General features: G+C 65.5%; 14 protein-coding genes. 8 read left to right on the top strand and 6 right to left on the bottom strand.

The window, feature by feature from the left end:
• Positions 1-88: 88 nt before the first annotated feature.
• Together msrB and HFRIS_RS17615 are read right to left on the bottom strand one after the other, a co-directional pair.
• Positions 89-484 carry a peptide-methionine (R)-S-oxide reductase MsrB gene (gene msrB, locus HFRIS_RS17620; protein ID WP_006712619.1) on the bottom strand — a complete coding sequence of 132 codons (396 nt, stop codon included), beginning with the start codon at positions 482-484 and terminating at the stop codon, positions 89-91.
• 70 nt (positions 485-554) lie between these two features.
• Complete coding sequence (locus HFRIS_RS17615) at positions 555-2,030, bottom strand: protein adenylyltransferase SelO (RefSeq protein WP_006712618.1); 1,476 nt, start codon at positions 2,028-2,030, stop codon at positions 555-557.
• A 173-nt stretch (positions 2,031-2,203) separates the two neighbouring features.
• Here HFRIS_RS17615 and HFRIS_RS17610 point away from each other — a divergent pair, with 173 nt between their 5' ends.
• The 5 genes from HFRIS_RS17610 (at position 2,204) to HFRIS_RS17590 (ending at position 6,198) form a co-directional block, all read left to right on the top strand.
• Positions 2,204-3,139, top strand: coding sequence for a branched-chain amino acid ABC transporter permease (locus HFRIS_RS17610; RefSeq protein WP_006712617.1), 936 nt, complete (start codon positions 2,204-2,206; stop codon positions 3,137-3,139).
• A gap of 2 nt (positions 3,140-3,141) precedes the next feature.
• Complete coding sequence (locus HFRIS_RS17605) at positions 3,142-4,365, top strand: branched-chain amino acid ABC transporter permease (RefSeq protein WP_006712616.1); 1,224 nt, start codon at positions 3,142-3,144, stop codon at positions 4,363-4,365.
• Entirely contained in the window at positions 4,362-5,120 is a 759-nt protein-coding gene (locus tag HFRIS_RS17600; RefSeq protein ID WP_006712615.1) for an ABC transporter ATP-binding protein, read from the top strand. The genes HFRIS_RS17605 and HFRIS_RS17600 overlap by 4 nt, the downstream gene beginning before the upstream one ends.
• Positions 5,113-5,823 carry an ABC transporter ATP-binding protein gene (locus tag HFRIS_RS17595; RefSeq protein WP_006712614.1) on the top strand — a complete coding sequence of 237 codons (711 nt, stop codon included), beginning with the start codon at positions 5,113-5,115 and terminating at the stop codon, positions 5,821-5,823. The genes HFRIS_RS17600 and HFRIS_RS17595 overlap by 8 nt, the downstream gene beginning before the upstream one ends.
• A 93-nt stretch (positions 5,824-5,916) precedes the next feature.
• Positions 5,917-6,198 carry a hypothetical protein gene (locus HFRIS_RS17590; protein ID WP_006712613.1) on the top strand — a complete coding sequence of 94 codons (282 nt, stop codon included), beginning with the start codon at positions 5,917-5,919 and terminating at the stop codon, positions 6,196-6,198.
• A 59-nt stretch (positions 6,199-6,257) separates the two neighbouring features.
• Here the strand turns inward: HFRIS_RS17590 and HFRIS_RS17585 are convergent, their stop codons facing one another.
• The 3 genes from HFRIS_RS17585 to HFRIS_RS17575 form a co-directional block, all read right to left on the bottom strand.
• Positions 6,258-7,565: an MFS transporter gene (locus tag HFRIS_RS17585; protein ID WP_006712612.1), complete on the bottom strand. Its 1,308-nt coding sequence runs from the start codon at positions 7,563-7,565 to the stop codon at positions 6,258-6,260.
• A gap of 137 nt (positions 7,566-7,702) precedes the next feature.
• Positions 7,703-8,461 carry an SDR family oxidoreductase gene (locus HFRIS_RS17580; protein WP_006712611.1) on the bottom strand — a complete coding sequence of 253 codons (759 nt, stop codon included), beginning with the start codon at positions 8,459-8,461 and terminating at the stop codon, positions 7,703-7,705.
• A gap of 238 nt (positions 8,462-8,699) precedes the next feature.
• Positions 8,700-10,133, bottom strand: a complete 1,434-nt coding sequence (locus tag HFRIS_RS17575; RefSeq protein ID WP_006712609.1) for an aldehyde dehydrogenase family protein — start codon at positions 10,131-10,133, stop codon at positions 8,700-8,702.
• Positions 10,134-10,437: 304 nt separating this feature from the next.
• On the opposite strand from HFRIS_RS17575, the gene HFRIS_RS17570 reads away from it, so the two are divergent.
• From HFRIS_RS17570 to HFRIS_RS17560, 3 genes are all read left to right on the top strand, one after another.
• Positions 10,438-11,214 (top strand): FadR/GntR family transcriptional regulator, encoded by a 777-nt coding sequence (locus HFRIS_RS17570; protein ID WP_006712607.1) that lies wholly within the window; start codon positions 10,438-10,440, stop codon positions 11,212-11,214.
• Positions 11,215-11,255: 41 nt separating this feature from the next.
• Positions 11,256-12,197 (top strand): LysR substrate-binding domain-containing protein, encoded by a 942-nt coding sequence (locus HFRIS_RS17565; RefSeq protein ID WP_006712605.1) that lies wholly within the window; start codon positions 11,256-11,258, stop codon positions 12,195-12,197.
• A gap of 260 nt (positions 12,198-12,457) precedes the next feature.
• Positions 12,458-13,639 carry a GGDEF domain-containing protein gene (locus tag HFRIS_RS17560; RefSeq protein WP_006712603.1) on the top strand — a complete coding sequence of 394 codons (1,182 nt, stop codon included), beginning with the start codon at positions 12,458-12,460 and terminating at the stop codon, positions 13,637-13,639.
• Between the two features lie 13 nt (positions 13,640-13,652).
• Here HFRIS_RS17560 and HFRIS_RS17555 read toward each other — a convergent pair.
• Positions 13,653-14,396, bottom strand: a 744-nt coding sequence (locus tag HFRIS_RS17555) for a helix-hairpin-helix domain-containing protein (RefSeq protein WP_039876259.1), incomplete at its 5' end; no start/stop codon positions are given.

The following is a 14,396-nucleotide window of genomic DNA, read 5'->3' as shown; positions in this document are numbered from 1 at the left end:
CTTCAGGAAAAGTCAGTAAAACGGTTGATCGGCGATCATCCGGCCCGTGCCGCATGTATTGCAGGCGGTGCAGCGCGGGCCGCCAGGCTTACGCCGGGTCGAAACGCAGCGAAGCCGAGTTGATGCAATAACGCAGTCCGGTCGGCGGCGGGCCGTCCGGGAAGACGTGGCCCAGGTGGGCGTCGCAGACGTTGCAGATGATCTCGGTGCGAATCATGCCATAACTGCGGTCCACTTTCTCGCGGACGTTGGCCGGATCGATGGGCTCGAAGTAGCTTGGCCAGCCGCAGCCGGAGTCGAACTTGGCATCCGAGGTGAACAGCGGCGTGTCGCAGCACACGCAGGTGTAGGTCCCGGCCTCGTGGTGATCCCAGTAACGGCCGGTGAAGGCGCGCTCGGTGGCGGCTTCGCGGGTGACCTGGTATTGCACGGGGTCAAGTTGCTCGCGCCATTGGGCTTCGGTCTTTTCTACTCGTTGGGTCATGCTTGGCTCCTTGGTGATGACGGGCGATGCCGGCATTAACTGTATTAGCGGAATGAATGGCCATTCACGTTCAGGAAGAACAGCTCACTTCCAGATGGCTGGCCCAGTCGGGGGGCAGGTCGGCATAGCGGTCGAATTCAGGCTGCTCGTCGAAGGGATGGCGCAGGATGGTCTGCAGGCGCGCCACCTCGGTGAAATCCTTCTGTTGCGCCTTGTCGATGGCGACCTGGGCGAGGTAATTGCGTAGCACGTATTTGGGGTTGACCGCATGCATTGCAAGGCGGCGGCCGGCGTCGTCGCTGTCCTCGTCGCGCAGGCGGGCGCGGTATTGCGTGGCCCAGGCATCGAAGGCGGGGCGATCGATGAAAAGGTCGCGCAGCGGCTCGTCGTTGGCTGCATTGCCGATCTGCAAGTCGCCCAGGCGGCGGAAGAACAGCGTGAAATCGACATGACCGGCCTGCAGCAGGGCGAACATGGCCTCAATCAACTGGCTGTCGTCGGCGCGCTGGGTGCGCAATCCCAGCTTGGCATGCAACAGCGCATCATGCTGCGCCTGGAACACGGCCTCGTAATCGGCCAGCGCGGCCTCGGTGGCCTCCACCGAACCGATCAGGGGCAGCATTGCCTGGCCCAGTGCAAAGCAGTTCCACTGGCCGATGCGCGGCTGCATCTGGTAGCTGTAGCGGCCCTGGCTGTCGGTATGGTTGCAGATGTGGCGGGCGTCGAAGGCTTCCATGAAGCCGAAGGGGCCGTAATCCAGCGTCAGGCCCAGGATGGACATGTTGTCGGTATTCATCACCCCATGCATGAAACCCACCGCCTGCCATTGCGCCATCAACGTCGCGGTGCGGCGGGTGACTTCCTTCAGCAGGGCCTGATAGGGGTTTTCTTCCCGCAATAGTTCCGGATAGAACTGCTCCAGCACGGCATCGCCCAGTACCTTGAGATCGTCGAAACGCTGGTTGTAGTACCAATGCTCGAACGAGCCGAAGCGGATGAAGCTGGGGGCCATGCGGGTCACCACCGCTGCGGTCTCGGCGGTTTCGCGCTGCACGCGCTGGTCCGAACCGATCACGGTCAGGGCGCGGGTGGTGGGGATGCCCAGCGCCGCCATGGCTTCCGAACAGAGGAATTCGCGGATCGAGGAGCGCAGCACGGCACGGCCGTCGCCCATGCGGGAGTAGGGCGTCTTGCCGGCACCCTTGAGCTGCAGTTCGATGCGTCCCTGGCCGGTGGCTGCCGGCAGGTCGCCCAGGGTGATGGCGCGCCCATCGCCCAATTGACCGGCCCAGACGCCGAACTGATGGCCCGAATAGACTGCCGACAGTGCTTGCGAGCCCGGTGCCAGCTGGTTGCCGGCGAAGATGTCGAGAAAACCGCGGTCCTCCGGTGCCGGGCGGGCCAGTCCGATGGTGGCAGCGGCCTCGTCGCTGAAACCGACCAGGTAGGGATCGGGCAGGGGCGTCGGTTGCAGCCGGGTGTAGAAGGCCGGGGGCAGGGCGGCAAAGCCGTTGCCTAGCGGCGAAAGCAGATATGGATGGGTCATAGGCAGCCTGTGAGGCCCAAAGCGGGCCGCAATCCGCTATTTTGACAGAGAAGCGCGAATCCCATAGGATCGCTCCACTTTTGCGTCCGGCCGCGCTCGGCCCGGCGCCTCGACGCTGTCTGACCCCGTCCGACTCCTCTTGAACCCACCGCATCCCTGGCAAGGCTGGCAACTTGGAATTCGCGCTGATCACCTTCCTCAACGGCCTGGGCTACGGCTTCCTGCTGTTCCTGCTGTCCTCGGGCCTGACGCTGATCTACAGCATGATGGGCGTGCCCAACTTCGCCCATGCCAGCTTCTACATGCTGGGGGCGTACGTCGCCTATGCGATTGCCGGCGTGCTGGGCTTCTGGCCGGCGCTGCTGATCGCGCCCCTGCTGGTGGGCATGGCCGGTGCGCTGGTGGAGCATTACGGCCTGCGCATCGTTCACCGCTACGGCCATGTCCCGGAATTGCTGTTCACCTTCGGCCTGTCCTATCTGGTGGTGGAACTGGTGCAACTGGTGTGGGGCCGCTCGCCGGTGCCTTACCGCATCCCGCCGGAACTCGATGGCACGCTCTTCACCCTCTATTCGACCAGTTTCCCCATCTACCGCGGCTTCATGCTGCTGGTGGCGGCGCTCATGCTGCTGGCCTTGTGGCTGCTGCTGCGCCATACCCGCATCGGCCTGCTGATCCAGGCGGCGCTGACGCACCCGCAGATGGCAGAGGCTCTGGGGCATAACGTACCGCGCGTGTTCATGCTGGTGTTCGGCGGCGGCTGCGCGCTGGCCGCACTGGCCGGGGTGATCGGCGGCAATGCCTTCGTCACCGAACCGGGCATGGCAGCGGCCGTGGGCAGCATCATCTTCGTGGTGGTGGTGGTGGGCGGGCTGGGTTCACTGGCCGGGGCCTTCATCACCTCGCTGCTGATCGGCCTGATGCAGACCTTCGCGGTGGCGCTGGATGTGTCCCTGGCCAGTCTGGGCGTGCAGGTCCCCAGTGGCAGTGCGCTGGCACCGCTGGTGCGCCTGACGCTGGCCCAGGTGGCGCCGGTGCTGCCCTATCTGCTGCTGGTGGTGATGCTGGTGCTGCGCCCCAAGGGGCTCATGGGCAAGCGGGAGGGCTGAGCATGAAGCGTATCGTCCTGCCCTGGCTGGGCCTGGCCCTGCTCCTGCTGGCGGCACCGCTGGTGTTTCCGCAAAGCGCGGCATTGTCGCTGCTTTCGCAGATGGGGACGATGGTCTTGCTCTGCCTGTCCTACAACATGCTGCTGGGCGAGGGCGGCATGCTCTCCTTCGGCCACGCAGTGTATTCGGGACTGGGCGCCTTCGGCGCGATCCATCTGATGAACCGCATGAGCGAGGGTGCGCTGGCCTTCCCGCTGACGCTGGTCCCGCTGGCGGGCGGCCTCACCGGCGCGTTGTGCGGCGTCGTACTGGGCTATCCCACCACGCGCCGCGCCGGCACCACCTTTGCCATGATCACGCTGGGGCTGGTGGAGCTGGTCTCGGCCTGCGTGCTGATGTTGCCCGAGGTCTTCGGCGGCGAGGGTGGCATCTCCGGCAACCGGGTCATCGGCGCGCCGGTGCTGGGCATCAGCTACGGGCCGCAGATCCAGGTCTATTACCTCATCGCCGGCTGGCTGCTGGTCTGCGCCATCGCCATCTGCGCGCTGCGCCACACGCCGCTGGGACGCATCCTCAATGCCGTGCGCGACAACCCGGAACGCGCCGCCTTCATCGGCTACGATCCGCAGCGGGTGCGCTACCTGGCGCTGATCCTGTCGGCCTTCTTTGCCGGCGTCTCGGGCGGACTGTCGGCCATCAATTTCGAGATCGTCAGCGCCGAATACGTGGGAGCGCTGCGCTCCGGTGCCATCCTGCTGTTCACCTTCATCGGCGGCACCGCCTATTTCTATGGTCCCATCGTCGGCGGCGTGGTCGGCGTGCTGTTCTCGTCCTGGCTGTCGGCCTATACCCAGGCCTGGCAGTTCTATCTGGGTGCCTTCTTCATCCTGATCGTCATGACCACCCCGGGCGGCCTTGCCAGCCTGATCGACCGCGGCTGGCGCACCTGGCGCGACGGCGCCTTCGACCGGCGCCTGGTGTGGCGTCTGGCAAGCTGGCTGCTGGCCGCGCTGGTCACGCTGGCCGGCGTGGTGCTGGCCACCGAGATGGCCTATCAGGCCAGCCTGGGCAGCCTGGCCGAAGGCAGCGATGGCGCGGCGCCCCTGCAGTGGTGGGGCGGGTCCATCGACGTCCACGCGCCGCTGCCCTGGATCACCGCCGCCATGCTCATCGCGGCCGGCGCTACGGCGCTGACCCTCTGGCGCCGGCAGGGGGGGCGCCGATGAGTACGCCGTTTTCCCTGGACATGCAGGGCCTGACCAAGGCCTTCGATGGCAGCCAGATCCTGCGCGGCGTGGACCTGCAGTTGCATCCCGGTGAGCGCTGCGCATTGATTGGGCCCAACGGGGCCGGCAAGTCCAGCCTGTTCAACCTGGTGTCGGGCCGTTATCGGGCTGATAGCGGGCGCGTGCTGCTGCACGGGCAGGACATCACGCAGTGCTCACCACAGCAGATCAATCGTCTGGGGCTGGCGCGCAGCTTCCAGATCACGAGCCTCTTCCCGCGCCTCACCGCGTTCGAGAATGTGCGCTGCGCCCTGCTGTGGGCGCTCGGCTATCGCTACGCCTTCTGGCGCCGCCTCGGTCAATTGCACGACGCCAGCGCCCGTGCCCAGGCGGTGCTGGAGCGTGTCGGGCTGGGCGCGCGCGCGCAGGTGCCGGCAGGCGAACTGAGCTACGCCGAGCAGCGTGCCCTGGAACTGGCCGTCACCATTGCCGCCGATGCCGCCGTGATCCTGCTGGACGAACCCACAGCTGGCATGAGCCGGGCGGAGAGCGCGGCGATGGTGGCGCTGATCCGCGAAGTCACGGTGGGCAAGACCCTGCTGATGGTGGAACACGACATGCAGGTAGTCTTCGACCTGGCCGACCGCATCGCGGTGATGGATAACGGCCGCGTCATCGCCTGCGACAGTGCCGAGCGCATCCGCGCCAATCAGGAAGTGCAGGCGCTCTACCTGAACCGGAGGCGACATGGCTGACACCCTGCTCAGCGTCCACGACCTGCAGGCCTGGTACGGCCAGAGTCACGTGCTGCAGGGTGTCTCGCTGGAAGTGCAACGGGGAGAAATCGTCAGCATCCTCGGGCGCAATGGCGCTGGCCGCTCCACCTTGCTCAAGGCCCTGATGGGCCTGGTGCGCAGCAGCGGCGACATCCGCTTTGCCGGCGCCAGCATCGCCGGTCTGCCCACCCATGCGATTGCCCGGCGCGGGATGGCTTATGTGCCAGAGAGCCGGGACGTCTTTCCCACCCTGAGCGTGGCGCAGAACCTCCTGCTGGGCCGCCAGGGCGCTCGCCAGCCGGCCGACGCCTGGCGCGAGGAAGAGGTCTATGCGCTGTTCCCGGCGTTGGCCAGGCGCCGTCAGGTGGCGGCCGGATCGCTGTCAGGCGGGGAGCAGCAGATGCTGGCGCTGTGCCGCGCGCTGCTGGGCAATCCCGCGCTGGTGCTCATCGACGAGCCCACCGAAGGCCTCTCGCCGCAGATGGTGGAGCAGGTCGCGCATTACCTGACGCTGCTGCGACGCCGGCAGGTCGCGGTGCTGCTGATCGAGCAAAAGCAGGCAATCGCCCTGGACCTGTCGCAGCGGGTCTATGTCATGGGGCGCGGCGAGATGGTCTTCCACGGCACGCCCGCCGCGCTGGAGGCGGATGCTGCCGTGCAAGCGGAGTGGCTGGCGCTATAGCCGACAGGACGCGCCTGGTTCTGCCCGCATGGTCGATGGTGGTAACACCTGCCCGCAGGCAGAATCGCCGCTTTACCTGCCGATGAGACTGTCATGCTGCCCTGGCTGATCCTGATGTCCTGCGCCGTACTGGCGCTCTTCGCCGCCGACCGCGCCTGGCTGCGCCACATCAGCCGTGAGGACCGGCCCCTGCACGATCCCGAAGGCTACCTGGAGATGACCGCCCGCATGACCGAGCTGTGCCACGGCGACCGGGGCAGGGTGGATGCCCTGCTGGCGCTGCAGCGCCAGCGCCATCCCCAGGCTACGCAGGCCGAGGTAGTCCGGCTGGCCATGCGTGACCTGCTGGAACCGCAATCCTCCTCCCACCCCTGAAACGCAGAACGGCGGCTCCGAAGAGCCGCCGTTCTGCGCTCAGCGTTCAGCGAAGCAGATTACTTGTTGACCAGCTTGGCCGGCAGGGTCAGCGTCAACAGACCGCCGATCACCAGCGATGCCGCCAGCACGTACATGCCGGCATTGGTGCTCTGGGTGGTGTCCTTGAGCCAGCCCACCAGGAAGGGACTGACGAAACCGGCCAGGTTGCCCAGCGAATTGATCAGCGCAATCCCGGCAGCCGCTGCGGTTCCGGACAGGAAGGCCGTCGGCAGGCTCCAGAACAGCGGCAGCGTGGTCAGGATACCGACGCTGGCCAGCGTCAGCGAGGCCATTGCCAAGGTGGTGTTGTGGTCATAGACGGTGGACAGCAGCAGGCCGATGCATCCCAGGAAGGCCGGAATGGCCACGTGCCAGCGACGCTCGCGACGGGCGTCGGCGCTGCGGGCGATCAACACCATCGCGGCGGCGGCGAAGGCATAGGGAATGGCAGTGAGCAGGCCCACATTGAGCGGATCGGTCACGCCGGTGGTCTTGATGATGGTCGGCAGCCAGAAGCTCACGCCGTACAGCCCCATGACGAAGCAGAAGTAGATCAGCGCGCCCAGCCAGACCCGGCCATTGGAGAACATGGCGCCCAGGGAAAGGTGTTCCTTCTGGCTTTCCTCGTGGCTGATATTGGCTTCCAGCAGGTGCTTTTCTTCCTCGTTGAGCCAGTCGGCATCGCGGATGCGATCCTTCATGTACAGGATCACCAGCACGCCCAGAATCAGCGAAGGAATGGCCTCCAGGATGAACATCCACTGCCAGCCGGAATGGCCCCACACGCCCGGCATGGCATGCATGATCCAGCCCGAGAGCGGGCCGCCGATCACGCCCGAGAGCGCGATGCCGGTCATGAACAGCGCGGTGATCTTGCCGCGTCGCGCTGCCGGGTACCAGTAGGTCAGATACAGGATCACGCCCGGGAAGAAGCCGGCCTCGGCCACCCCCAGCAGGAAACGCATGATGTAGAACATCTGCGGCGTGGTCACGTAGGCCATGGCGCCGGAGATGATGCCCCAGGTGATCATGATGCGGGCGATCCACAGGCGCGCCCCGACCTTGTGCAGGATCATGTTGCTGGGGACTTCGAAGACGAAATAGCCCAGGAAGAAGATGCCCGCGCCCAGGCCGTAGACGGTATCGCTGAACTTCAGGTCCTGCAGCATCTGCAGCTTGGCGAAGCCGACGTTGACCCGGTCCAGGTAGGAGGCCACGTAGCACAGGAACAGCAGGGGCAACAGGCGCCAGGTGACCTTGGCGTAGGTAGCGTCTTCAAAGGATGCGCGTGCGCCGTCGGCAGCCGCGCCTGCTTGATAAGTCATGTCTCGCTCCAGTAGATTTTTGACGTTATGTTGTTTTACGTCGCCGACCCTTCTGTGTGGCCGGCTGACGGTGCCCAGCATTGTAGTGGCGGGGGCAGGATTGTCAAAGCAATATCGCCCCGCGCACATGAAGGTGTTTACACGCAGCGCCCGCCATCGACCTCGATGCACACGCCGGTGACGAACTGGGCTTCGTCCGAACCCAGGTAGAGGCAGGCGTTGGCGATGTCCTCGGGGGTCGAGAAGCGGCCCATGGGGATGGTGGCGACGAACTTCTTGCGGTTTTCCGGGGTGTCGGGCACGCCCATGAACTCGGCCAGCAGGCCGGTGGCCGAGATCACCGGATTCACGCAGTTCACGCGGATCTTGTCGGGACCCAGTTCGGCCGCCATCGACTTGCTGGTGGTGATGACCGCGCCCTTGCTTCCGTTGTACCAGGTCAGGCCCGGACGCGGACGCACGCCGGCGGTGGAGGCGATGTTGACGAAGGCGCCGCCGCCGACCTTGCGGAAGTAGGGCACGAAGGTCTTGGCCGAGAGGAAGATACTCTTCACATTGACGGCATAGACACGGTCGAATTCTTCCTCTTCCACTTCCAGCATGGGACGGTTGCGGTGGGTGGTGCCGGCATTGTTGACGACGATATCGAGCTTGCCGAACTGTTCCAGGGCGGTGGCCAGCAACTGGTCCATGTCGGCCCGCTTGGACACGTCGGCGCGGGCGAACACCGCCTTGCCACCGGCGCGCTTGATCTCCTCGACCACCCGCAGGCCGCCGGCCTCGCCGATGTCGGCCACGACGATGGCCGCGCCTTCACGGGCATAAGCCTTGGCGATCCCCTCGCCGAAACCCGAACCGCCACCGGTGACGATGGCTACCTTGTCTTGCAAACGCATGGTGTGTCTCCTGGCAATGAATGATTAGAAATGATTAGAAATGATTAGAAATGCTTAGGCATTTTCATGATTGGGTAGAACCTGATTGCGATGCGCTCACCGTTCGTCCTGAGTAGCGGCGTAGCCGCGTATCGAAGGCGTAATGACGGTGCGCCTTCGATACGGCCCTGAAAGGGCCTACTCAGGACGAACGGTAGTCGCGTCATACAAATGGGCTCCAGGTTGCATCGATTCGATATCAGCCGTGACGGATGGCGATGGTCTTGAGGACCGTGAAGCCATAGAGCGCCTCGAAACCTTTTTCTCGCCCGTGGCCGCTGGCCTTGACGCCGCCGAAGGGCAGTTCCACGCCGCCACCGGCGCCATAGTTGTTGATGAACACCTGGCCGCTGCGGATGGCGCGCGCCAGGCGCATCTGGCGCGCGCCATCGCGGGTCCAGACGCTGGCCACCAGCCCATAGTCGGTGCCGTTGGCCAGGGCGATGGCCTCGGCTTCATCCTCGAAGGGCATGGCCGCCAGCACCGGGCCGAACACCTCTTCCTGCGCCAGCCGGTGACGCGCGGGCACATCGCGCAGCAGGGCCGGGGCCTGGTAGAAACCGCTGGCCGGCGCACCCGGGGCGACTTCGCCCTGCGCCACCAGCGGGATGCCATCGCGCCGGGCATCGGCGAGGAAGCCGGCCACGCGCTCCTGCTGGGTCTTGCGGATCAGCGGGCCGCAATCCAGGTCCATCTGCGAAGAGCCGACCCGCAGTTGCGAGAACAGGCCCGACAGCCGATCCAGCACCTGCTCATAGGCGCCGCGCTGCACCAGCAGGCGGCTGCCGGCGGAGCAGGTCTGGCCGGCGTTTTGCACGATGGCATTGACCACCACTGGCAGCATGGCCTCCATGTCGGCATCCTCGAAGACCACCTGCGGCGACTTGCCGCCCAGTTCCAGGGTGACCGGCGTATGGTGCTCGGCCGCGCCGCGCACTACCAGCTTGCCCACGTTGGGCGAGCCGGTGAAGGACACGTGGTCCACGTCCGGATGCTTGACCAGCAGGTCGCCGGCCTCATGGCCGTAACCGGTCACGATATTGAGCGCACCCTCCGGGAAACCCACCTCGGCGGCCAGCTCTGCCACCCGCAGGATGGACAGGCAGGCATCTTCGGCCGGCTTGACCACGCAGGTATTGCCGGCCGCCAGGGCGCCGCCCACGCAGCGCCCGAAGATCTGCATCGGGTAGTTCCACGGCACGATATGGCCGGTCACCCCGTGCGGCTCGCGCAGGGTCAGCACCGTATAGCCGGCCTGGTAGGGAATGGTCTCGCCGTGGAGCTTGTCGGCGGCACCGGCATAGAACTCGAAATAGCGCACGATGGCGGCCGCATCGGCCCGCGCCTGCTTCATCGGCTTGCCGCAATCGCGGCCTTCCAGTTGCGCCAGTTCTTCCTGGTGATCCTGCAGCTTGTAGGCCAGTTTCATCATCAGGCGGCTGCGCTCGGCCGCCGACAGCTTGCCCCAGGCGCCCTCATAGGCGCGGCGGGCGGCGCCGACGGCGCGGTCGATGTCGGCGGGATTGCCGCGGGCGATGGCCTCGAAGGGCTGGCCGTCGGAAGGATCGATGACGGGGATGCTCTCGCCGGAGGCGGGGGCGACCCAGCGGTTGTCGATGAAGTGCTGTTTCATGGCGGTGCTGTCCTTGGGTGGTAAGCGCAAAGCGCAACTGGAGTGAAGCAGGTGGAGCAAGTCGAAGTAAAACGCAGCAGGCGGCATGGACGAGGGCAGTCCCGGACGCACGGTCCGCGGGCTGGCCTGGAAGGGGCTGGTCTCCTGAGTCGTTTTGCTTTTTGTGGTGAGTCAATCTAAGCCAGGGCGAACAAGCTGTCAATTGAATTTACTACTTTGCTGACTGCCTGCATCGCCAGGGTGGCGGGGAGGGTGGCAAATCCGCTACCATGCGCAACGTCCATTCCAGTCTCCCGGAGCATCGATGCCCAACTCCAGCAAACCGGCGCGCCCCGCCGCGTCCAGCGAACTCCTGAGCCTGGCCGCCGCCGGCCTGGGTCCGGTGCGGCCGGAGCGTTTTGCCGAGCGGGTCTATGAGACCTTGTTCCATGCCATCGTGGAAGGGCGCATCGCAGTGGGCAGCAAGTTGCCTTCCGAGAATGACCTGGCCACGCTGTTCGAGGTCTCGCGCCCGGTGGTGCGGCAGGCGCTGGACCGGCTGCGGGAGGACCAGCTGGTGGAATCCCTGCGCGGTTCCGGGACCTATGTGAAGGAAAAGGCCGGTCTGGCTCCGGCACGTCCGGACGGCGAACCCGGAACCCGCATCGGTCACATCATGAACGGCCTGGAATTGCGCTTGGTGCTGGAACCCGAATCGGCCTACATGGCGGCCCTGCGTCGCAACAAGCAGGACCTGGACCAGATGGAGCGCCTGCTGGAAGGCTTCGAAGAGGCCAACCGGGTCGGCGGCATCGCCCACCATTACGACTTCGGCTTCCATGAAGCGATCGCCATGGCCACCGGCAACCTGCGCTTCGTACAGGTGATGAAAACGCTGGAATACGATGTCAGCCACGCCGTGAACATGCTGCGCCACCTGATGCATATCCCGCCCTGGAAGCGCTCGCAGGACGCCATGGATGAACACCGCCAGATCTTCGAGCTGATCCGGCTGCAGGATGCCGAAGGCGCTCGGCGTGCCATGCGGGGCCACATCGAGAATGCGCGCACCCGCATGTTCAATAGTCGTCCGGGCCTGTAAAACAATTTGACAACTCGCTGGACAGCAGGGAAAACCTTCGCATGGAATTACGCCAACTGCGCTACTTCGTGGCCATCGTCGATCACGGCTCGCTCTCGCGGGCGGCACGGGTGCTGCACATCGCCCAGCCGGCGCTGACCCAGCAGATCCGCCAGCTGGAAGACGAGATGGAGGCGCAACTGCTGCACCGCTCGGCCCAGGGCGTGATCGCCACCGATGCCGGCAAGGTCTTCTATGAGCACGCGCTGGCGATCCTCAAGCAGGTGCAGGACGCCAAGCAGGCCGTGGCGCAATCCACCGACAAGCCCTCGGGCACCGTGGCGCTGGGTATTCCGCAGAGCGTGTCCAATGCGCTGGCCTTGCCGCTGTTGAACGCGGTGCGCTCCACCTATCCGGAAATCACGCTGCAACTGACCGAGGAACTGACCGGCAACCTCATCACCCAGCTCAAGTCCGGCCGCATCAACCTGGCGGTGCTGTTCGATGATGGTCAGCTGTCCTCGTTCGCGGCCACGCCGATGATCGAGGAAGAGATGCTGTACATCACCCGCGCCAAGTCGCAGTACGGCGTGGCCGGGCGCAAGGGCGTGCCGCTGGCGCGCGCCATCCAGGCACCGCTGATCCTGCCCGGCCTGGCCCATGGCGTGCGCCCGCGCATCGAAAACCTGGTACGCGCCCAGGGCATGAGCCTGGACAATGTCATCGAGATCAATTCGGTGGCCATCCTGAAGTCGGCCATCCTGGCCGATATCGGCGCCACCATCCTGCCGGTGGCGCCGCTGCTGGCCGACATCGAGCGCGGCGACATGGTGGCCCATGCCATCGCCGGCGAAACCATCTCGCGCACGCTGGTCTTATGCGCTTCCCGCAACATCCCCCTGACCACCGCAGCGGCGGCCGTGGAGCGACTGGTGCTGGACGTGACCGACCAGCTGTGCCGCTCCGGCCAATGGGGGCATACCCGCGTGCTGGAACGTGAATGAAGCCGAAATGACGCTGTAATGAAGGGTGCAGATATATTGCCAGCCCGGCAATAACGTTCACTTTTCATGTCATATTGCTGAAAATCACTATCATTCCGGCGGCTTCGGTTACACTGACGGCGTCCTGCCTGTGTCGTCTTTCCAGGCCGTCAGATGCCTGGCAGTAGCACCGGATGGGGTTCCGGAAGCTTGCCTGCAGGCCTGACCGGACACTCTCCCGTTCTGCAATCTTCACCCGTCCCGTGGACGGGCTTATCCGGATGAATCCATTCACCGCCAGCCTGGCGCTGGCCATCGTTCAGTTTTGCAGTGGCGTGATCATGACGGGCCTGTTCATCAGCACGCCCTCGGAGCGCTTCACCCGCCTGTGGGCGCTGTCCGGGGTGCTGGCGGCACTGGGTATCTGCACCACCGTGATCGTCTATGCCAGCCTGACTGGCACACCACGTGCGCTGGGCCTGTTGCTGGGCAATACGCTTGTGTTTTCTTCCGGGATCGTGGCCTGGGGCGGCTTACGCAGCTTCTACCAGCGTCGCTCGGCCTGGTGGCCGGGCCTGCTTATCGTGGTCTATGCCGCCGCCTTTGCGGCGCTGCTGGCGTCCGAAGCCACGTTCACCCAGCGCGCCTACCTGGCTGTCTGCGGGCTGCAGGTGGTGTTCTGCCTGGTGCTGTGGGAATTCCTCCAGGGACTCTCCGGCGCCCTGGCCGAGCGTTATCCACGCTGGACCTTCGGTCGCTGCGTCGGTATCGGCGCCTTGCTCATCCTCAGCGCCAGCTACGTCAGTCGCTTCTTCATCTCACTGCGCCATCCGGAACTGTTCGAACCGCCCGAGATGAGCAACCTGGGGGTAGCCCTGATCTACCTGATTCCCATCAGTGGCACCCTGTTGCTGTCGGTGGCGCTGATGATGATCTATTTCGAACGCCTGCTGGCCGACAAGCAGCGCCTGGCGACCGTGGATGAGCTGACCGGCACCCTGAACCGGCGCGAACTGGTGCGCTGTGGCGAACTGGTGCTAGATCAGGCGGTGCAGGCCAGACGGGTGCTGACCCTGGCCTTCATCGACGTCGACCATTTCAAGCGGATCAACGATACCCACGGCCACCAGGTGGGTGACCGCGTGCTGGCCGACATCGGTGCACTATTGCGACAATGCTGTCGCCAGAACGGTCTGCTGGGCCGCTATGGTGGTGAAGAGTTCTGCGCGGTCTTCCCCGGCCTGGCCGAGGTGCAGGCACGACAGATCGCCCAGCACCTGCTGGAGACGGTGCGCCAGCATGACTTCGGCCATGGCCAGCCGGTCACCATCAGCGTCGGCCTGGCCGTGCTCACACCGGGCCAGATGCTGGGGTGGGATGCCCTGGTGCACCAGGCCGACCTGGCCCTGTACCGGGCCAAGAGCGAAGGGCGCAATGCCTTCCGCATGGCGCTGGCGGCCTGAGTCAGCCAATCCATCAGAAGAAATCACGGCTGCGCGGCTGCAGTTCCCCGAGCAGGTGAGTCCAGTCCTCCAGGCGTCCGGCCACCAGATGGCGCACTTCTCCCTGGCATTGCCAGCTTCCGTACACCCCCAGCAGGCGCGCATTGAGCACTTCGCTGCGCTGTCGTTCCAGCACCGCCGGCCAGATGATGACGTTGGCCGAGCCGGTCTCGTCTTCGATCGTCATGAAGATCACCCCCTTGGCCGTACCCGGCCGCTGGCGCACCGTGACGATGCCGCAGCAGCAGGCGAACTGGCGGTTCTGCAGCGTGTTCAGATCGGCCACGCTCATGAAGCGGCGGCGCTGCAGGGTCGGTCGCAGCAGGGCCAGCGGGTGGCGGCGCAGGGTCAGGTTCATGGCGCGGTAGTCGTCGATGATCTGCTCGCCTTCGCCGGGCGTCTCCAGTTGCACCGCATCGTCGCCGCGTGGCGCGCTGCGCAGCAGGTCATGATCGGGTACCGCACCCACCGCATGCCACAGGGCCTGGCGCCGATGGCCGGCCAGTTCGCGCAGGGCATCGCCGGCCGCCAGCGCCTGCAGGGCATGGCGATCCAGGGCGGCGCGCCGGGCCAGGTCGTCGACATCGGCAAAGGGACGCTCGGCGCGCGCCTGCTCGATGCGCTGCGCCGCCTCAGCCGGCATGCCGCGCAGCAGGCTCATGCCCAGCCGCACGGCTGGACGCGCCGGCCCGGAGGCGGACTCCAGGGGCAGCTCCAG

Origin of the sequence: Herbaspirillum frisingense GSF30 (assembly GCF_000300975.2) — a bacterium.
GTDB lineage: Bacteria > Pseudomonadota > Gammaproteobacteria > Burkholderiales > Burkholderiaceae_D > Herbaspirillum > Herbaspirillum frisingense.
The sequence above is the reverse complement of the archived record's forward strand: the minus strand, read 5'-3'. Positions and strand labels throughout refer to the sequence as shown.